This is a genomic window from Streptomyces sp. NPDC127114 (assembly GCF_042677525.1).
Classification (GTDB): domain Bacteria; phylum Actinomycetota; class Actinomycetes; order Streptomycetales; family Streptomycetaceae; genus Streptomyces.
Window position 1 is genome coordinate 1 of the sequence record NZ_JBHXTJ010000031.1, and the last position, 18,948, is coordinate 18,948.

General features: G+C 73.2%; 16 protein-coding genes. 7 read left to right on the top strand and 9 right to left on the bottom strand.

What is annotated here, in order from left to right:
- The 3 genes from ACFVGS_RS26620 to ACFVGS_RS26630 form a co-directional block, all read right to left on the bottom strand.
- Positions 1-656: biotin/lipoyl-containing protein (locus ACFVGS_RS26620; protein ID WP_385693984.1), on the bottom strand; the 656-nt coding region annotated here is incomplete at its 3' end.
- 60 nt (positions 657-716) lie between these two features.
- Positions 717-2,105, bottom strand: coding sequence for a dihydrolipoyl dehydrogenase (gene lpdA / locus ACFVGS_RS26625; RefSeq protein ID WP_384421499.1), 1,389 nt, complete (start codon positions 2,103-2,105; stop codon positions 717-719).
- Positions 2,106-2,412: 307 nt separating this feature from the next.
- Positions 2,413-3,921 (bottom strand): leucyl aminopeptidase, encoded by a 1,509-nt coding sequence (locus ACFVGS_RS26630; RefSeq protein WP_384421501.1) that lies wholly within the window; start codon positions 3,919-3,921, stop codon positions 2,413-2,415.
- 307 nt (positions 3,922-4,228) lie between these two features.
- On the opposite strand from ACFVGS_RS26630, the gene ACFVGS_RS26635 reads away from it, so the two are divergent.
- The 5 genes from ACFVGS_RS26635 to ACFVGS_RS26655 are packed head-to-tail and all read left to right on the top strand — an operon-like array spanning position 4,229 to position 10,753.
- On the top strand, positions 4,229-6,328 hold the full coding sequence (locus ACFVGS_RS26635) for a hypothetical protein (RefSeq protein ID WP_385693989.1): 2,100 nt from the start codon (positions 4,229-4,231) through the stop codon (positions 6,326-6,328).
- Between the two features lie 56 nt (positions 6,329-6,384).
- Entirely contained in the window at positions 6,385-7,899 is a 1,515-nt protein-coding gene (gene pelF / locus ACFVGS_RS26640) for a GT4 family glycosyltransferase PelF (protein WP_384421505.1), read from the top strand.
- Positions 7,896-9,335, top strand: a complete 1,440-nt coding sequence (locus ACFVGS_RS26645) for a hypothetical protein (protein ID WP_385693992.1) — start codon at positions 7,896-7,898, stop codon at positions 9,333-9,335. Before pelF ends, ACFVGS_RS26645 begins: the two co-directional genes overlap by 4 nt.
- Positions 9,336-9,350: 15 nt before the next feature.
- Positions 9,351-9,968 carry a spherulation-specific family 4 protein gene (locus tag ACFVGS_RS26650; RefSeq protein ID WP_384421509.1) on the top strand — a complete coding sequence of 206 codons (618 nt, stop codon included), beginning with the start codon at positions 9,351-9,353 and terminating at the stop codon, positions 9,966-9,968.
- Positions 9,965-10,753, top strand: a complete 789-nt coding sequence (locus tag ACFVGS_RS26655) for an endo alpha-1,4 polygalactosaminidase (protein ID WP_385693995.1) — start codon at positions 9,965-9,967, stop codon at positions 10,751-10,753. The genes ACFVGS_RS26650 and ACFVGS_RS26655 overlap by 4 nt, the downstream gene beginning before the upstream one ends.
- Here ACFVGS_RS26655 and ACFVGS_RS26660 read toward each other — a convergent pair.
- Positions 10,750-11,967, bottom strand: coding sequence for a hypothetical protein (locus ACFVGS_RS26660; RefSeq protein WP_385693998.1), 1,218 nt, complete (start codon positions 11,965-11,967; stop codon positions 10,750-10,752). The genes ACFVGS_RS26655 and ACFVGS_RS26660 overlap by 4 nt on opposite strands.
- A 69-nt stretch (positions 11,968-12,036) precedes the next feature.
- Positions 12,037-12,801 (bottom strand): adenosylcobinamide-GDP ribazoletransferase, encoded by a 765-nt coding sequence (locus tag ACFVGS_RS26665; RefSeq protein ID WP_384421516.1) that lies wholly within the window; start codon positions 12,799-12,801, stop codon positions 12,037-12,039.
- A 94-nt stretch (positions 12,802-12,895) separates the two neighbouring features.
- On the opposite strand from ACFVGS_RS26665, the gene ACFVGS_RS26670 reads away from it, so the two are divergent.
- Positions 12,896-13,663, top strand: coding sequence for a hypothetical protein (locus ACFVGS_RS26670; RefSeq protein WP_384421518.1), 768 nt, complete (start codon positions 12,896-12,898; stop codon positions 13,661-13,663).
- On the opposite strand, the gene ACFVGS_RS26675 is transcribed toward ACFVGS_RS26670, so the two are convergent.
- From ACFVGS_RS26675 to ACFVGS_RS26690, 4 genes are all read right to left on the bottom strand, one after another.
- Positions 13,600-14,316: a hypothetical protein gene (locus ACFVGS_RS26675; protein WP_384421520.1), complete on the bottom strand. Its 717-nt coding sequence runs from the start codon at positions 14,314-14,316 to the stop codon at positions 13,600-13,602. The two genes, ACFVGS_RS26670 and ACFVGS_RS26675, sit on opposite strands and share 64 nt — an antisense overlap.
- Positions 14,313-16,073 carry a phosphatidylglycerol lysyltransferase domain-containing protein gene (locus ACFVGS_RS26680; RefSeq protein ID WP_385694000.1) on the bottom strand — a complete coding sequence of 587 codons (1,761 nt, stop codon included), beginning with the start codon at positions 16,071-16,073 and terminating at the stop codon, positions 14,313-14,315. Before ACFVGS_RS26680 ends, ACFVGS_RS26675 begins: the two co-directional genes overlap by 4 nt.
- Before the next feature lie 100 nt (positions 16,074-16,173).
- Positions 16,174-17,241 carry a nicotinate-nucleotide--dimethylbenzimidazole phosphoribosyltransferase gene (cobT, locus tag ACFVGS_RS26685; RefSeq protein WP_385694003.1) on the bottom strand — a complete coding sequence of 356 codons (1,068 nt, stop codon included), beginning with the start codon at positions 17,239-17,241 and terminating at the stop codon, positions 16,174-16,176.
- A gap of 95 nt (positions 17,242-17,336) precedes the next feature.
- Positions 17,337-18,539, bottom strand: coding sequence for a bifunctional adenosylcobinamide kinase/adenosylcobinamide-phosphate guanylyltransferase (locus tag ACFVGS_RS26690; RefSeq protein ID WP_384421525.1), 1,203 nt, complete (start codon positions 18,537-18,539; stop codon positions 17,337-17,339).
- A gap of 91 nt (positions 18,540-18,630) precedes the next feature.
- Between ACFVGS_RS26690 and ACFVGS_RS26695 the strand changes: the two genes are divergently transcribed.
- Positions 18,631-18,837 (top strand): hypothetical protein, encoded by a 207-nt coding sequence (locus ACFVGS_RS26695; RefSeq protein ID WP_384421526.1) that lies wholly within the window; start codon positions 18,631-18,633, stop codon positions 18,835-18,837.
- Positions 18,838-18,948 lie beyond the last annotated feature (111 nt).

Consider the following 18,948-nt stretch of genomic DNA (forward strand, 5'->3'; position numbering starts at 1 on the left):
GGGGCCGGGGCGGCGGCCGGAGCGGCACCGGCGGCACCGATGACGGCGAGCTTGGCGCCGACCTCGGCGGTCTCGTCCTCACCGACGACGATCTCGAGCAGCACACCGGAGGCCGGGGCCGGGATCTCGGTGTCGACCTTGTCCGTGGAGACCTCGAGCAGCGGCTCGTCGGCCTCGACGGTCTCGCCGACCGACTTGAGCCAGCGGGTCACGGTGCCCTCGGTGACGGACTCGCCGAGCGCGGGCAGGACGACGTCCGTGCCCTGGGCGCCACCGGCGGGAGCGGCAGCCGGAGCCTCGGCGGCGGGAGCCGGAGCCGGGGCGGCGGGGGCCTCGGCCACGGGGGCCGGAGCGGCGGCCGGAGCCGGAGCCGGGGCGGCCTCGGCGGCCGGGGCCGGAGCCGCGGCCGGAGCGCCGGAGCCGTCGTCGATGATGGCCAGCTCGGCGCCGACCTCGACCGTCTCGTCCTCGGCGACCTTGATGGAGGCCAGGATGCCCGAGGCGGGGGCGGGGATCTCGGTGTCGACCTTGTCGGTCGAGACCTCGAGCAGCGGCTCGTCGGCCTCGACACGCTCACCCTCGGCCTTGAGCCAGCGGGTGACGGTGCCCTCGGTGACGCTCTCGCCGAGCGCCGGCAGGGTTACGGAAACCGACATGGTTTCAGTTGCTCCTAACGAATTGCGGAAAGTGGTCGTCGCGCCCGTGTGACGTGAGCGTCAGTCGTGGGAGTGCAGAGGCTTGCCGGCCAGGGCCAGGTGGGCCTCGCCGAGCGCCTCGTTCTGCGTCGGGTGGGCGTGGATGAGCTGCGCGACCTCGGCCGGCAGCGCCTCCCAGTTGTAGATCAGCTGCGCCTCGCCGACCTGCTCGCCCATGCGGTCACCGACCATGTGGACGCCGACCACGGCACCGTCCTTGACCTGGACGAGCTTGATCTCGCCCGCGGTCTTGAGGATCTTGCTCTTGCCGTTGCCCGCGAGGTTGTACTTCAGGGCGACGACCTTGTCCGCACCGTAGATCTCCTTGGCCTTGGCCTCGGTGATGCCGACGGAGGCGACCTCCGGGTGGCAGTACGTCACCCGCGGCACGCCGTCGTAGTCGATCGGCACGGGCTTCAGACCGGCGAGCCGCTCCGCCACCAGGATGCCCTCGGCGAAGCCGACGTGCGCGAGCTGGAGCGTCGGGACCAGGTCACCGACCGCGGAGATCGTGGGCACGTTGGTCCGCATGTACTCGTCCACCAGGACGTAGCCGCGGTCCATCGCGATGCCCTGCTCCTCGTAACCGAGGCCGGCGGAGACCGGGCCGCGGCCGATGGCGACGAGCAGCACCTCGGCCTCGAAGGTCTTGCCGTCCGCCAGGGTGACCTTCACACCGGTCTCGGTGTACTCGGCCGACTGGAAGAACGTGCCCAGGTTGAACTTGATGCCGCGCTTGCGGAAGGCACGCTCGAGCAGCTTCGAGCTGTTCTCGTCCTCGACCGGGACGAGGTGCTTCAGGCCCTCGATCACCGTGACGTCGGTGCCGAAGGACTTCCACGCCGAGGCGAACTCGACGCCGATGACGCCGCCGCCGAGGATGATCGCGGACTCCGGGACCCGGTCCAGGGTGAGCGCGTGGTCCGAGGAGATGATGCGGTTGCCGTCGATCTCCAGACCCGGCAGCGACTTCGGCACGGAACCGGTGGCGAGGAGGACGTGACGGCCCTCGACGCGACGGCCGTCCACGTCGACGGAGGTCGGGGAGGACAGGTGGCCGGTGCCCTCGATGTACGTGACCTTGCGGGAGGCGACCAGACCCTGCAGACCCTTGTAGAGGCCCGAGATCACGTCGTCCTTGTACTTGTGCACGGCCTTGATGTCGATGCCCTCGAAGGAGGCCTTGACACCGAACTGCTCCGCCTCGCGCGCCTGGTCGGCGACCTCGCCGGCGTGGAGCAGGGCCTTCGTCGGGATGCAGCCGTTGTGCAGGCAGGTGCCGCCGAGCTTGTTCTTCTCGATCAGTGCGACGTCCAGGCCCAGCTGCGCTCCGCGCAGCGCCGCGGCGTAACCGCCGCTACCGCCGCCGAGGATCACTAGGTCGAAAACGGTGCTGGCGTCGTTCGCCACGTCACGTCCTCCATGCATGTGCGCTCGTCGCCCGTCTTCGGTGACGGGGCGGCGGCTGGTTCCGGCCGCTTTTCTTCGGCCCTGTGGTGGGGGCCCTGTCCTGCCGAGAACCCATCTTCGCACTTGTTGACGGACGGCGGGACGCGGGGCCGCGCTCTGAGACGGCTGATCGTCCGTACGGACCGGTAGGGCGGCGTACGAACCTACGGATTTCGTCGCGGGCGAACACCCGGGGCCTCCGGCCCGGGAAAGGCCACGGCCCCGGGGCTCGCGTCCCCGGGGCCGTACCGTCACCTCAGGCGACCGCTCAGAGCTCGCCGTCAGCGGTGCGCTCGGCGAGACGCACCAGGGTGCGCACCGAGGAGCCGGTGCCGCCCTTCGGGGTGTAGCCGTACGGGGCGCCCTCGTGGAAGGCGGGGCCCGCGATGTCCAGGTGGGCCCAGGTGATGCCCTCGCCCACGAACTCCTTCAGGAACAGACCGGCCACCAGGCCGCCGCCCATGCGCTCGCCCATGTTGGAGATGTCGGCCGTCGGGGAGTCCATGGCCTTGCGCAGGTCCGCCGGGAGCGGCATCGGCCAGGACTGCTCGCCGACCTCCTGGGCGATCTCGTGGATCGCGGAGCGGTAGTCGTCGTCGTTGGCCATGATCGCGAACGTGCGGTTGCCGAGCGCCAGGACCATGGCACCGGTCAGGGTGGCCACGTCGACGATCGCGTCCGGGTGCTCCTCCGAGGCCTTGGTCAGGGCGTCGGCCATGACCAGGCGGCCCTCGGCGTCGGTGTTGAGGACCTCGACGGTCTTGCCGCTGTACATGCGCAGCACGTCGCCCGGGCGGGTGGCGGAGCCGGACGGCATGTTCTCGGCGAGGGCCAGCCAGCCGGTGACGTTGACGGCCAGGCCGAGCCGGGCCGCGGCCACGACGGTGGCGAACACGGCGGCCGCGCCGCTCATGTCGCACTTCATCGTCTCGTTGTGGCCGGCCGGCTTCAGGGAGATGCCGCCCGAGTCGTAGGTGATGCCCTTGCCGACCAGCGCGAGGGTCTTCTCCGCCTTCGCGTGGGTGTAGGCGACGCGGACCAGGCGCGGCGGGTTCACCGAGCCGCTGCCGACGCCCAGGATGCCGCCGTAGCCGCCCTTGGCGAGCGCCTTCTCGTCGAGCACCTGCACCTTGAGGCCGTGCTCCTTGCCGGCGGCCTGCACGGCGGCGGCGAACGCGGCGGGGGTCAGGTCGTTCGGCGGCTGGTTGATCAGGTCGCGGGCACGGTTCATCTCCTCGGCGACGGCGAGCGCGCGCTCCGCGGCGGCCTTGTAGGCCTTGTCGCGCGGCTTGGCGCCGAGCAGGGCGACCTCGGCCAGCGGCTTCTTCCCGCCCTGGCCGTTCTCCTGGTACGCGGTGTAGGCGTACGCGCCGAGCAGCGCGCCCTCGGCGATGGCGGCGGCGCCCTCGGGGGAGGCGATCGGCAGCGCGAACGCGGCCTTCTTCGAGCCGGTCAGGGCACGGGCGGCGGTGCCGGCGGCACGGCGCAGCGCCTCGGTGCCGTAGGCCTCGCCGTCCTCGGGTGCCGAACCCAGGCCGACGGCGAGCACCACGGGGGCCTTGATGCCGGCGGGGGAGGGCAGCTTGGTCGCCTCACCCTCGGCGCCGGAGGCGCCCAGCGTCTCCAGGACGGCGGCGAGACCGCCGTCGAAGGCCTGGTCGACGACCTCGGCGCCGGGGGCGACGGTCAGCGCCTTACCGGACTTCGCGACGCCGACCACGAGGGCGTCGGCACGCAGCGTCGCCGCTCCTGCAGTGCTGAGAGTGAGAGCAGTCACGGTGGTGAATTCTCGCTTCCGTTGAGTTCTGTGGCGGTCGAGGGATGGGCCGACCGTGCCCGCCGCATCGTATTTCGGCCCGATGAGCGCTGGGAACGAAGCCTACGCTCGCTCGCCGCTTTCGCTCACGGCGGTGGTGATTCACTCATCCGTGGTGTCTCTGCCGGGTTTGGGTCCCGGATCCGCCGGGTCCGATTCACACTCGCCTCAATCGCGCAAGGACGACACACCGCCCTTCGCCTCGTCTGCGACATCTCCACAGGTCCCGCCGGTCGGGCGGGGACCTGCCGAGGGGGGACACCCACCGATGGTTTCCAGCCGTTCCCGCACGCCCAGAACCTCCCGCGGCGCCTCCGGCCGGCGAGGCGCGCCCCGGCTCGCCGCCCTCGCCGCCGCCGGACTGCTCGCCACCGTCCTGCCCTCCGCGCAGGCCGGCGCCGCCGATCCCGACCCGCGGATCGACCTGACCGTGCTGGTCGTCGACGACGGCGGCAGCGCCGTGCAGGCGATCACCGCCGAGCTCAAGGGCTCCGGGATCCCGTACCGCACGCTCGACCTGAACGACCCCGGCCGCCCGGTGCTCACCGCCGGCTTCCTCAGCGAACCCTCCGACAGTGCGACCGGCCGGCCCCGCGCCCGGTACCAGGGCGTCGTCCTGCCGCACGAGGCCGTCTTCGGACCCGACTCCGCCGAGCAGGCCGCCCTCGTCGCGTACGAGAAGACCTACGGCATCCCGCAGGTCGACGCCTACACCTGGGCCCACCCGGGCGTCGGCCTCGACTACACCTCGGACGGCGGCTGGTCCGGCGTCCTCGACGGCGCCACCGCCCACGTCACCCCGGCCGGCCAGGCCGGCCCCTTCCGCGACCTGCGCGGACCGCTGACCTTCGAGGACAACGACCCGGACGTCTCCGAGAGCTACGGCTACGCCGGCCGCCCCCGGGCCGGCTACACCAGCTACCTCGACATGCCCGCCGCGGACGGCGGACGGATGAGCCTCGTCGGCGAGTACGCCCACGACGGACGGCGCGAGCTCGTCGTCACCTTCGCCTACAACCGGCACCAGCGGCAGTTCCGGGCCCTCGCCCGCGGCATCGTCGAATGGCTCACCCAGGGCGTCCACCTCGGCCGGTCCCGCAACTACCTCTCGGTCCACGTCGACGACGTCTTCGCGCCCGACGCCCGCTGGGACACCGCCCGCAACTGCACCCCCGGCGACCTCGACTGCCCCGGCGGCGACGGCGAGGCCGGCGAGAACCCCGTCCGGATGACCGCCGACGACGCCGCGTACGCCGCCGCCTGGCAGAAGTCCTCCGGCTTCCTCCTCGACATGGTCTACAACGGCGGCCAGGGCGAGCAGTGGAAGGCCGAACACGGCGGCACCGACCCGCTCGCCGCCCGGCTGATCGCCGACCGCGCCCAGTACCGCTGGATCAACCACACCTACACCCACCCCTTCCTCGGCTGCGTCCAGGACGCCACCACCGTCCCCTGGAGCTGCGCCAGGACCAGCACCGGCGCGACGGCCTGGGTGAGCCGCTCCGAGATCTCCGCCCAGATCCGGGACAACCTCAACTGGGCCTACGGCAAGGGCCTGCCCGTCGACCGCACCGAACTCGTCACCGGCGAGCACTCCGGACTGAAGACCCTGCCCCAGCAGCCCGTCGACAACCCCCACCTCGCCGGCGCCCTCGCCGACAACGGTGTGAAGTGGACGGCCAGCGACAACTCCCGCGAGCCGGCCCAGCGTTCCCTCGGCACCGGCTCCGGTGCCGCCCAGACCGTGCCCCGCCACCCCATGAACGTGTACTACAACGTGGGCACCGCCGCCGAGATGACCGACGAGTACAACTGGATCTACACCTCCCGCGCCGACGGCGGCAGCGGCATCTGCGAGAACAACCCGTCCTCCACCTGCCTGCCCGCCCCGCTCGACACCGCGACCGGCTACCAGACCCACATCGTGCCGCAGGAGGCCCGCACCGCCCTGTCCCACGTCCTCGGCAACGACCCCCGGCCGCACTACGTCCACCAGTCCAACCTCGCCGAGGAACGCCTCCTCTACCCCGTCCTCGACAAGGTCCTCGCCGACTACCGCGCCCTGTTCGCCGACAACACGCCCCTGGTCAACCCGCGCCAGAAGGACGTCGGCACCGAGCTGAACCGCCGCACCGCCTGGGAGCGGGCGCTCGACGCCGGCCAGGTCACCGCCTACCGCGTCGGCGGCACCGTCACCGTCAAGGCCCCGTCCGGCGTGGCGGTCCCGGTCACCGCACCCGAAGGCACCCGCAAGCAACTCCTCCTCGGCACCGCCGCCTTCGGCACCGCCTACGCGGGAACCCGCTCGGCCTGGACGACCCCGGAAGCCCTGCAGAGCGCCGTCACGCTGAAGCTCCCGACCACCTGACCACACGGCCTGACCCGTCGTCAGAACCCGCCACCACGCGCTCCGGGGGAACGCACATGCCGAGCAGTGGCCGTCACGTCACCATGCTCACCGAAGGCACCTACCCACACGTCCACGGCGGCGTCAGCACCTGGTGCGACCAGCTGATCCGCGGCATGCCCGAGGTCGACTTCCACGTCCTCGCCCTCACCGGCAACGGCCGCGAACCCGTCACCTGGGAACCGCCGCCGAACCTCACCGCCCGCACCTCCTTCCCGCTCTGGGGCCCCGCCCCGGCGCGGGCCAGGAGCGCCCCGCGCGGCGCCGCCCGACGCCGCTTCCAGGACACGTACGAACGCTTCCTGCTGTCGATCCTCGACCCGGCGGCCGGCTACGACTTCGGCGAGGCGCTCTACGAGCTCGCCGCACTCGCCCGCGAAGGACGCCTGACCGCCGCACTGCGCACCGAACGCGTCCTGCGCACCCTCATGTGGATCTGGACCATGCCGCACCTGCCGACGGCCGCGGCCCGGCCCACCGTCCACGACGCCCTCACCGCCATCGACCTGCTCGAACACGCCCTGCGCCCGCTGACCGCCCGGATATCCGGCGACCGGGTCGCGCACGCCGTCTCCAGCGGGCTCGCCACGCTGCCGGCGCTGGCCGCCCAGCACTTCGAAGGGGTGCCCTTCCTGCTCACCGAACACGGCATCTACCTGCGCGAGCGCTACCTCGGCTACCGCACCGCGCCCCAGCGCTTCCCCGTGAAGTCCCTCCTCCTCGGCTTCTACCGCGAACTCAACACCCTCGGCTACCGCAAGGCCGACCTCATCACCCCCTGCAACCAGTACAACCGCCGCTGGGAGGAACGCGGCGGCGCACCGGCCGACCGCATCCGCACGGTCTACAACGGCGTGGACCCGACGGCCTTCCCCTGGGCGGGCCCGGAGCCCGAGACCCCCACCCTGAGCTGGGTGGGCCGCGTCGACCCCATCAAGGACCTGGAGACCCTGATCCGGGCCTACGCGATCGCCCGCGCCGAACTCCCCGAGCTGCGGCTCCGCCTCTTCGGCCCCGTCCCGGCGGGCAACGAGGACTACCGCACCCGTCTGGAGAAGCTCGCCGCCGAACTCGGCGTCACCGACGGCCTGACCTTCGAGGGCCGCACCTCCGACGTCGCCGGCGCCTACGCGGCGGGCAACGTCGTGATGCTCTCCTCCATCAGCGAGGGCTTCCCCTTCTCCCTCATCGAGTCCATGTCCTGCGGCCGGGCCACCGTCTCCACCGACGTTGGCGGCGTCCGCGAGGCCGTCGGCGACACCGGCCTGGTCGTCCCGCCCCGCGAACCGGCCGTCATGGCCGCGGCGGTCACCGAACTGCTCCAGGACGACGCCCGCCGCGCCGACCTGGCCGGGCGCGCCCGCCAGCGCGTCGTCGACCGCTTCACCCTCCACCGCTCGGTCGACGGCTTCCGCCGCATCTACCTGGAACTCGCGGGCCGCCGCCCCGAACCCCGGCCGGAGCCGGACCACTGGACGGTCCGCCTGACCGACCCCTGGCGCACCGAACTGGCCGGAGGCGCGTGGGCATGAGCGGCTCCCTCTGGCTCAAGCCGGGCACCACGCAGGACACCCTCCCGGTGATCCCCCGTCAGCGGCACGGACACCGGACGCCCGCGACCGCGTCGGCCCCGTCCGCCGTCGCCGGCGGCGTCCTGGCCGCCGACCCCCTGGACGAACTCGCCCACCGCCTCGACGACCTGGCCGCCGTGGCCGTCCATCCCGACGAGATAGCCGCGATCCTCGAATCCGACGGCATGACCGACGACCACATCCGCCTCGCCTACGGCCGCCCGGACTCCTTCGCCCTGGCCGAGGAGCTGTACGCCCGCACCGAACGCCGCCACCCCGCCCCCGAGGCGCAGCCCGCCGACCCCTGGCACACCGGACTCGCCGGATGCCTGCTGCGCGGGCTGGTCTTCGCGCTGCCCGGCCTCGCGTACGTCCTCGGCGCCCCGCTGCTCGCCGCCGGCCCCGGCCGCTACGGGCTCCCGCCGGGCACCGTCCCGCTGTTCGCCGGGGCCGTCACCGGCTGGGTGTGGAACCAGGCCCTCGCCCACCGGGCCTACACCTGGCTCGGCCTCGGCGACCGCCACGCCGCCGTCCGCGCCCTGCTCACCGGCGCCCCGGCCGGCGCGCTCGCCGGGGCGGCCGTCGCGGTCGCCGCCGCCGGTCCCGGCGAGCGGCCGGCCGCCCTGTTCGGCGCCGGCCAGGCCCTGTACCTGGCCGCGGCGACCGTCCTGCTCGTCCTCGGCCGCGAACGGGCCCTGCTCACCGCGCTGCTGCCGCTCGCCGGCGCCGTCCCCGCCTTCCGCCACGACCTGCCGGAGCCGCTGCGGATCGCGCTGCTCCTGCTCTCGCTCGCCGCCACCACCGGCTTCGCCGCGCTCGTGCTGCGCCCGGGGCTGCGGCGCGGCGCCCGGGGCCGGGGCGGGCCGCCGTTCGCGGCCTCGCTCCCGTACGGCCTGTTCGGCCTCGGCAGCGGACTGCTCGTGCTGTACGCGGGCGCCGACGCGGTGATCGCGCTGACCCTCTCCATGGGCCCGGCGGAATGGCTGCTCCACCGCTTCCGCGCCGCCGGCCTGGCCCGGCTGCGGCTGCTGACCACGGCGTACGAGTTCCGGCGCGCCGTCACCGGCACGCTCGCCCGCTGCCTCGGCGGCTATCTGGCGGTGCTGTTCGTCCTGACCGTCGCGGCCGCGGTGCTGTGGCCCGGTGCCGCCGCCGTCTCCGTACCGCGGGTCGTCTCGCTGCTGCTGGTCGGCGCGGTGCTGTGGCTGGGGCTGCTGCTCCAGGCCTTCGGCGCGGTGGCGAGCGCGGCCGTCGTGTGCCTGCTCGCGGCGGCCGCCCAGGGGCTCGCCCAGGCCTTCGCCCCGGCGGCCGGTCCCGCGGCGGCGGGCGCCGCGGCCGCAACGCTCTGTCTGCTGACCTGTGTTCTGCTGGTACGACCGACCGCCCACCGCTGCTGAAGAGGGGCCCGGACCGTGAACTCCTCCCTTCTGGTGCCGTTCTACGAGCATCCCGCCGACCGTCCCGACGACTGGGCCGCCCTCCTCTCGGCCGCACCCTCCCTCTACGGCGTCGTCCTCAACCCGGCGAGCGGCGCCGGCGCGGCCGCCGACCCGGCCTTCGCCGAGGTCGCCGCCCGGCTGCGCGGCGCGGGCGTACGGCTCCTGGGCTACGCGGACACCGACTACGGCCGCCGCCCGCACGCCGAGGTGGTCGCCGACCTGCTGCGCCACCGCGACTGGTACCGGGCCGACGGCGCGTTCCTCGACCAGGTGCCGACCGATCCGGACGCGCTGCCGCACTACCGGCGCCTCGCCGTGGCGGCGCGGGCGGCCGGCGCCCGTACCCTCGTCCTCAACCACGGCGCGCAGCCGGCCCCCGGCTACGAGGCCCTCGCGGACCTGCTCGTCACCTTCGAGGGCCCGTGGGACTCCTACCGGAACCTCGACCTCCCGATCGCCGACCACTACTGCCACCTGGTGTACGCGGCCCCGGCCGACGCCCGCCCGGCGACCCCGGTCCACTGCGCGGTCCCCGGCACCGGCGCCCACCCGTGGGGCACCCTTCCGCACACCCTGGAGCCCGCCCGGTGAGACGCCTGCTGCCCCTGCTCGCCCTGCTGCTGTTCGCCGCGGCCTGTACGACGGCCCCGCCGCCGCCCGAGGACCGCACCCCCGCCCCCCGCTGGCAGCCCCGGCCGGGCCTCGCCTGGCAGTGGCAGCTCAGCGGCCGCCTGGACCCGGCGGTGGACGTCCCGGTCTACGACATCGACGGCTTCGACCACCCGGCGGCAACGGTCGCCGACCTGCACCGCCGCGGCCGCAAGGTCATCTGCTACCTCTCCACCGGCGCCTGGGAGGACTTCCGCCCGGACGCCGCGACGTTCCCGAAGTCCCTCCTGGGCAAGGGCAACGGCTGGCCCGGCGAACGCTGGCTCGACATCCGCCGCACCGACCTCCTCGCCCCGCTGATGGCGGCCCGCCTCGACATGTGCCGCGCCAAGGGCTTCGACGCCGTCGAACCCGACAACATGGACGGTTACGCCAACCCGACCGGCTTCCCCCTCACCCCGGCCGACCAGCTCCGCTACAACCGCCTGATCGCCCGCCTGGCCCACGAGCGCGGCCTGTCGGTCGGCCTGAAGAACGACCTCGACCAGATCCCCCAGCTCCTCCCGGACTTCGACTTCGCCGTCAACGAACAGTGCGCCGAGTACGGGGAGTGCGAGCGGCTGACGCCCTTCGTGAAGGCCGGCAAGGCGGTCTTCCACGTCGAGTACGAACGGGACCCGGAGGACTTCTGCCCACGGACGCGCGAGCTGGGCCTGAGCTCGATGCGGAAGGAGTACGACCTGGGGGCGTGGCGGAGGGCGTGCTAGGCGGCGCCCTTGGCCGTGACGACGTAGCAGGTGGTGCGGCCCTTGCCGTCCTGCTGCCAGTCGTACTCCCCGCTCCACATGTACCAGTAGGAGTTCTCGTCGGCCGAGTCCGCGGTCCAGTCGTCGGAGACGCGGCCGTAGGAGCGGTTGCAGGCCCGGCTCGCCTGCGACTTGGCGGCGGACCTGCCCGGGTAGGCGTGACCGCCGTAGGTCGCCTGGGCGAAGACGCGGCCGTCGTGGGGCTTGGCGCAGGGGACGTCCACGACGAGTTCGACGTCGCGCTGGCCGGTGCTGAAGTCGATGCAGTGACCGGCCTTGACGTCGTGGATCGACCGCACCGTCCCGGCGGCGTCCAGGACCTTGCCGCCGTCCGTCCCGCCGGCGGGCTTCGACCTGCCGTGCTCGTGCAGGACGAGTTCCATCGTCAGGGAGGTGGCGTCGGAGAAGAGGCTGCCCTTCTTGCCGAGCATGCGCGAGAGGTCGGCGCGGACGCGGGTGACCCTGCCCTGGCGGTCGAGGGAGACGGTCAGCGCCACCTTCTTGGTTCTCGCGACGCCGGGGGTGTACATCTCGGAGGTCAGCTGCTCGGAGATCTCGCCGGGGAGCATCTCCCAGAGGGGCTCGGAGTCCACCTCGGCCTGGTAGTTGGCGCCCTGGCGGCTCTTGGCCTCGGCGCCGCCGAGTCCTTCGAGGAGCGTGCCGCCGACGGGGGCCTCGGTGCCGCGCAGTTGGTCGAGGGTCTTCTGGCTGTGGTCGTAGTCGCCGTAGCCGTAGCGCAGCCAGTAGTCGGAGGATCCGGCCCGGTAGGTGATGTTCCGGCCGTCGACCAGGAAGCGCCCGGCGGCGTCGGCGTTGGCCCGGCCCGGGGCGCGCCCGAGGATCGCGTCCTTGGCGGCGTCGGAGAACTTCTTCGGCACCTTCCAGCGGATGTTCGCGTCGCCGGTGTTCTTCGCGAAGTCGAGCCGGCCTTCGAGGGTCTGGACGGCCTTCCCCTTCTTCGTCTCCAGGGTCAGTGTCTGGGTGAAGCTCGCGCTGCCCGCCTTCTGCGTCTCGCGCACGGCCAGGAACATCTGCCGGTCGAGCTTCTGGTCGAAGACCGGGTGCCTGGACGGCGCGGTCTTCGGCTTGGTGTCGTCCGAGGTGCCGGAGCACGCGGTCAGGAGCAGGGACGCGGTGGCGAGGACCGCGCCCGTTCGGGCAAGGCGTCTGATCATGCCCACATGACCACGCCGGAACCCGGAAGGTTGCCCTCCGTGCAGGTCACGGCTTGGTCACCCGGCCGGTCACCCCAGTGTCAGCGCCACCAGCGCCGCCGTCGCCGCCGTCTCCTCCACCGCGCCGAAGACGTCGCCCGTCACCCCGCCGAAGCGCCGTACGCACCGTCGCAGCAGCAGTTCCGCCGCGGCCAGCGCGGCGACCGCGGCGAGCACGTGGCGTGCGGCGTCGTACGGGGAGAGCAGGGCGCCGGACGCCGCGCACAGCAGCAGGACCGCGGCGGTGGCCAGGGCGGCCGCGCGGACCGGGACGGTCGCCGCGACGACCGCGCCGAGGCCCTCGGGGCGGGCGGCCGGGACACCGGTGCGGGAGGCGTGGGTGAGGGCGAGCCGGGCGACGGTCGCGGCGAGCGCCGCGGCGACCGTGCCGTCCGCCCAGCCCTCCCCGTACAGCTGGTACAGCGCGGCGACCTGGGCGAGCAGTGCCAGGACGAGGGTGATGACGCCGAAGGGGCCGATGTCGGACTGCTTCATGATGCGCAGCGCGTCCTCGGCGGGCTTCCCGCTGCCCAGCCCGTCGGCGGTGTCGGCCAGCCCGTCGAGGTGCAGGCCGCGGGTCAGCAGCGCGGGGACGGCGACGGTGAGCACCGCGGCGAGCAGCGGGCCCGCGCCGAGCAGCAGGAAGACCCCGCCGGCCGCCGCCGCGGACAGGCCGACGACCAGGCCCGCGAGCGGGGCGCAGAGCATCCCGGCGCGGGCCGCGTCACGGTCCCAGCGGGTGATGCGGGCGGGGAGCACGGTGAGGGTGCCGAAGGCGAAACGCAGGCCGTCCATCCGCGGAAGGGTAGTGCCCACGTGCGGGAGGCTAAATTGTCCCCAAAGGAAAGAAAACTGACGAATCGGCACCGAGCGACAGGCAGAGGGTGGCATGGGTCACTGGTTCTCGCGCAACATCGTCGAACCCGGGAAGCTTCCGATGTTCCTCGCCCTGGCCTCGTTCGTGCTCACTTTCCTCGTCACGCGGACGGTCACCCGGCTGATCCGGGCCGGCAAGGGCCCCTTCCGCAACGTGTCCTCGGGCGGGGTGCACATCCACCACGTGGTGCCGGGCGTCGTGCTCACGATCCTCGGCGGGTTCGGTGCGGTCGGCAGCGGCCGGCACGGCGTCGGGGCGGCGGTCTTCGCCGTGGTCTTCGGGATCGGGGCCGGGCTCGTCCTCGACGAGTTCGCGCTCGTGCTCCACCTCGACGACGTCTACTGGTCGGACGACGGCCGCAAGAGCGTCGAGGTCGTCGTCCTCACCGCGGCCCTGGTCCTGCTCGTGCTCGCCGGCTTCTCGCCGCTCGGCGTCAACGACGTCACGGCGGAGGAGCGGCAGGACCGGGCCACCTTCATCCTCACCCTCGTGCTGAACTTCGTCCTCGTCCTCGTCACCCTGGTGAAGGGCAAGTTCCGGATGGCCGTGCTCGGCACCCTGATCCCCTTCGTCGCGATCGTCGGCGCCGTCCGCCTGGCCCGCCCCGGCTCCTGGTGGTCCCGGCACCTCTACGGCCGCCGCCACCGGGCCAGGGCCCGCTCCCGGATCCGCACCTACCGGCACGACAAGCGCTGGGTCCGGGTCCGCCGCCGGGCTCAGGACCTGATCGGCGGCTTCCAGGAACGGGTGCCCGGCCGCGGCTCCACACCGCCGCGCTGACGACGCCGCCCCCGCCACTCCTGCACCGCGATGATCACCAGCACCGCGGCGATCGCCGCCAGGTGCTCCTTGCCGGCCAGGTTGTTCTTGATCATCACCTCGACGACCATCGCCACGACCACCAGCGAGCCGGTCCACCAGGCCCGGTAGCGCCAGCACACGTACACCGCGAGCCCGACGACCGCCGCCGACGGGCCGGTGTCCACCACCTGCGCGTCCGAGGAGGGCAGTCCCAGCGGGCTGTCCGGACCGAGGGCGATGCCGACCCGGGCGTACAGCGTGCCGGCGAGCGTCGCCACGTACGCGAGCACCAGGGTGCGCCACCGGCCGAGGCAGATCTCGGCGATCCCGAAGACCAGCAGGATCTGCGCGAGCGCGCCCCACACGGGCAGGTCGAGCGCCGGGACGAACAGCGACAGCGGGGTACGGAGCAGGGCCGGACCCAGCGGGTCCTCGGCCCGCACCGAGCCGATGTCCTGGACCGGCTGGTAGCCCCAGTCCTGGTTCTGCACGATCTGGAACACCGAGGTGAGGCACACGGCGGTCAGGGTCATCGGGATCGCCAGCCACTTCCTCGTGACGAGCGCCGTCCGCACCGTGCCGTACAGCGGGCCCCACTCGCGGCGCGCGAACCCCTTGAGGCCTCCGCTCAACGCCGGCCCGCCAGATGCCGGCGGTGCATCCACTTGGGCAGCCCCGGGGCCTCCAGAAAGCCTTCGGCGCGGCCGGCGGCGAGGCCGATCCGCAGCAGGTCGGCGCTCTTCTCGAAGAGCATGAATCGGGGCTCCCAGATCGGTCGGTACTTGGCGTTGGCACGGTACAGCGACTCGATCTGCCACCAGCGTGAGAAGAAGCTGAGCAGCGAACGCCACATCCGCAGCACGGGTCCCGCCCCGAGCTTCGAGCCGCGTTCGAAGACGGACCGGAACATCGCGAAGTTCAGCGAGACCTGAGTGATCCCGATCTCCTTCGCCCGCTGGAGCAGCTCGATGACCATGAACTCCATGAGGCCGTTCTCGGAGTCCCGGTCACGGCGCATCAGGTCGAGCGAGAGGCCCTTCGGTCCCCACGGCACGAAGGACAGCAGCGCCCTCAGCTCACCCTCGCCATCGGTGCACTCCAGCATCACGCAGCGCCCGTCCCTCGGGTCGCCGAGCCGCCCGAGCGCCATGGAGAAGCCGCGCTCGGTCGCGCCGTCGCGCCAGTCGTCGGCCTTGCGGAGCAGCTCGTCCATCTCCGCGGCCGGGATGTCCTCGTGGCGCCGGATCCGGACCTCGTAACCGGCCCGCTTGACCCGGTTGAAGGCCTGTCGGACCGTACGCATGGCCCGCCCGTCCAGCGTGAACTCGTCCGTCTCGACGATCGCCTCGTCGCCCAGCTCCAGGGCGTCGAGCCCGTGCCGGGCGTAGATCGTGCCGGCCTCCTCGCTCGCCCCCATCACGGCCGGGATCCAGCCGTGCTCCCGGGCCTCGGCCAGCCAGGGTTCGATGGCGCCGGGCCAGGCCTCCGGGTCGCCGATCGGGTCGCCGGAGGCCAGCGACACCCCGCCCACCACCCGGTAGGCGATGGCCGCCTTCTCGCTGGGCGACCAGATCACGCTCTTCTCGCGGCGCAGCGCGAAGTAGCCGAGCGAGTCCCGGTCGCCGTGCTTGTCGAGCAGCACCCGCAGCCGGTCCTCGTCCTCCTCGGTCAGCGGGTCGACGGCCCGCCGGGAGCGGAAGGCCGCGAAGAGCACGGCGAACAGCAGCAGCGTGGACATCACGTTGATGACCACGTTCACCCAGCCCGGCGTGGCGATGCCGGGGAAGCGCGAGTCGTCCGCGGCCACGGTGATCAGCCGCATCACGCCGTAGCGCCAGCGCTCCAGGAACGTGGAGTGGCCGGCCGACTCGTTGGTGACGGTGACCAGGCCGGCGGCGAGCAGCGAGGTGACCAGCAGTCCGCCGATCGCGACCGCCGTCGCGAGCAGCGGGTTGGAGCGGTCGCCCTTCGCGTAGAACTCCTTGCGGCCGAGCAGCAGCGCGGTGAAGAAGGCCGCCGTCAGGACCAGCGAGATCCAGTTCTGGGCGTGCTGCCGGATCTCGGGGAAGACCATCACCACCGCGAAGAGCAGCAGGAAGAGCCCGGAGAGCACGAAGTTCAGGATCCAGGCGGCCCGCTTGCGGCGGCGCATGGTGATCGCCAGGAAGAGCGTGAAGACACCCGACGCGAAGCCCGCCGTGAGCATGTACGGGGTGAAGTAGTCGTCCTCGTTGTGCCGCCGCAGGTCCTGGCCGAACGAGACCCACACCGCGCTCAGGAAGTTGATGAACGTGACGACCCGCAGATACCAGACGGCGAACGCGGCGCTGCGCCGCGAACGGACCGTGCTCTGGGGCGCTCCTTCGCTGGACAAACGGACCTCTCCCATGAAAAGCGATCATATGGGGCATCGCTCCGCACGGCCGGTCGCCGGATGCGACCCGCCGCGCGTGGCGGTCCGGTCGTATCCGGTGCCGTGATCCGTGTTCTCAGCTCTCCTCGGCCGGTGCGGCCGCCGGAGAGGTCACCTCCGGCAGCTCCGCGGCCAGCGCGGCGGCGGCCCGGACGAGGGGAAGCGCGAGCAGGGCCCCGGTTCCCTCGCCCACAGTGACGCCGTGGTCGAGGAGAGGGTTGAGCGCCATCCGGTCCAGCGCCTTCGCCTGCGCCGGCTCCCCGCTCACCTGGCCCGCCAGCCACCAGTCCGGCGCCCGGAACGCCGCACGCTGCGCCACCAGGGCACAGGCCGCGCCCACCACGCCGTCGAGCACCACGGGCATCCGCCGCACCGAGGCCTGCAGCAGGAAGCCGGTCATCGCCGCCAGATCGGCGCCGCCGACCGCCGCGAGCAGCTCCAGCTGGTCGCCGAGCACCGGCCGTGCCCGGCGCAGCGCGTCCCTGATCGCCGCGCACTTGCGCATCCACGCCAGGTCGTCGATGCCGGCACCGCCCCGCCCGGTCACCACGGAGGCGTCCGTCCCGCACAGCGCGGCGACGAGCGTGGAAGCGGGCGTGGTGCCGCCCACGCTCACGTCGCCGAGCACCACGAGATCGGTCCCGGAGTCGGCCTCCTCGTCGGCGACGGCGATCCCCAGCTCCAGGGCCTCGCGCGCCTCCTCGACTGTCAGCGCGTCCTCCACGTCGATACGGCCCGAACCGCGCCGCACCCGGCGCCGGGTCACCTCCGCCGGCAGCAGCTCCGGATCGCAGTCGAGACCCGCGTCCACGACCCGCACCGGCACCTGCTGGGCCCGTGCGAGCACCGCCACCGGGCTCGCGCCGTCGAGCACCGCGCGCACCAGCTCGTACGCACTTCCGGCGGCCCGGCCGGACACGTCGAGCGAGGCCACCCCGTGGTCACCCGCGAACAGCACCACCTTCGGCTGCTCCACCGGGCGCACCGGGACCGCGCCCTGGGCCGCCGACAGCCACTCGCCCAGCTCGTCGAGCCGCCCGAGCGCACCGGGACGGACAACCAGCCGCTCCCTGCGCTCCTCGGCGTCACGCCGTATCCCCCCGTCGGGGCGCTCGATCAGATCGGAGAAGTCGTCGAGGTTCAAGGTTGCTTCCGCCTAGGAAATCAAACGGTCGTGGGCAGGGCCGGGCAGGTGGATCACCTCCGGGGCCTGTCCGGCCGCCCCCGGTCGCTCGCACCCTACCCGCGGAGCACCAGCGCCTGCCCCGCGACCACGAGCAGCACCTGCTCGCACTCGTCGCCGAAGGCCGCGTTCAGCCGTCCCAGCTCGTCCCGGAAGCGCCGCCCCGACGCCGTCGCCGGCACCACGCCCGAACCCACCTCGTTGGTCACCGCGACGACCGTACGACGGGTCTCGCGCACCGCCGCGACCAGTTCGGCGACCCGCTCGCCCAGCGCCTCCCGTCCGCCGTTCCGCCAGGTCTCGTCGTCCCAGGCACCGACCCGGTCCATGGCGTCCGTCAGCCACAGCGACAGACAGTCGACGAGCAGCGGGGGCCCGTCCTCCCGGAGCAGCGGCACCAGGTCGCAGGTCTCCTCCGTGCGCCAGGAGCCCGGCCGCCGCTCCCGGTGCAGGCCGACCCGGTGGGCCCACTCCGGGTCGCCCTCGCGGGTCCCGCCCGTGGCCACGTACAGCACCTCGGGGAAGGTCTCCAGACGCCGCTCGGCCTCCACCGACTTGCCCGACCGGGCCCCGCCCGTCACCAGCGTGCGCCGCGGCACGTCCGGCACGTCGTGGTACTCGCCGACGTACAGCGTCGTCCCGTCCGGCACCGCCCGTGCCCCCGCCGCCGCCAGCCGCCGGTCCAGCTCGGCCCCGGTCGGCGCGTCGTGGTCCAGGTGCACGGCGATCACGTCCGTCTCCGGCCCCACGGCCCCGCTCGCCCGCAGCCGGGCGAGGCCGTCCGGCCGCCCCGTCACGTCGGCGACCACCAGGTCGTACGGCGTGCGGTGCGCCTCGCCGAGCCCGGCGACCGCACCGCCCGGCGGCAGATAGAGCATCCGCTCACCGTCCGTCGAGGTCACCTCGTACCCGGTGCCCGGCGAGTCCATCGCGACGGCCCGCACCCGGTGCCCGCTGATCAGCGTCAGCTCCCGCCCGTCCGGCACCCGGCCCGCCGTCGGCAGCCCCGCAGGCACCTCGACGGCCGGCCCGTCGTGCGGATGTGTGAGCAGCACCTGCCGTACGCCGACCAGCGAGTGCCCCGAACGGGCGGCGGCCAGCGCGGCGCCCGGCGTCAGATCCAGCAGCAGCGCCCCGTCCACCAGCAGCGAGGTCGCGGCCCGCACCCGGCCGCCACGGGACAGCGCGCACACCGCGCACGGGCAGTCGGGGCGGGGGAGTCCGAGGGGGGCGCCGGTGCCGAGCAGAGTCAGTTCCACCCCTAGATCCTCCCGCGACACCGCAAGCGGTGCGCGCCCGGCTACGCTGCGGGCAGGAAACCGATGATCCGGTGAGCACCAGGAGGCGGACATGGCATGGACGTGGCGGTTCGAGAAGTCCGACGGCACCGAGGTCCCGCCGACGGTGACTCCGGAGGAGTTCACCACCCAGGGCGACGCGGAATCCTGGCTCGGCGAGCACTGGCGCGCCCTCCTCGACGGCGGCGCGGCCCAGGTGACGCTGTCGGAGGACGGCACGAAGATCTACGGCCCGATGCCGCTGGACGCGGAGAACTGAACCCCCGTGGCGGGGGGGCGCCCCCCCGCCCCCCCCCCCCCCGGGAGGGTGCGGGCGGGGCGGGCCACATAAAGCCCCGGGGGGACACCGCCGAGTGAACCCCCGGGCCCC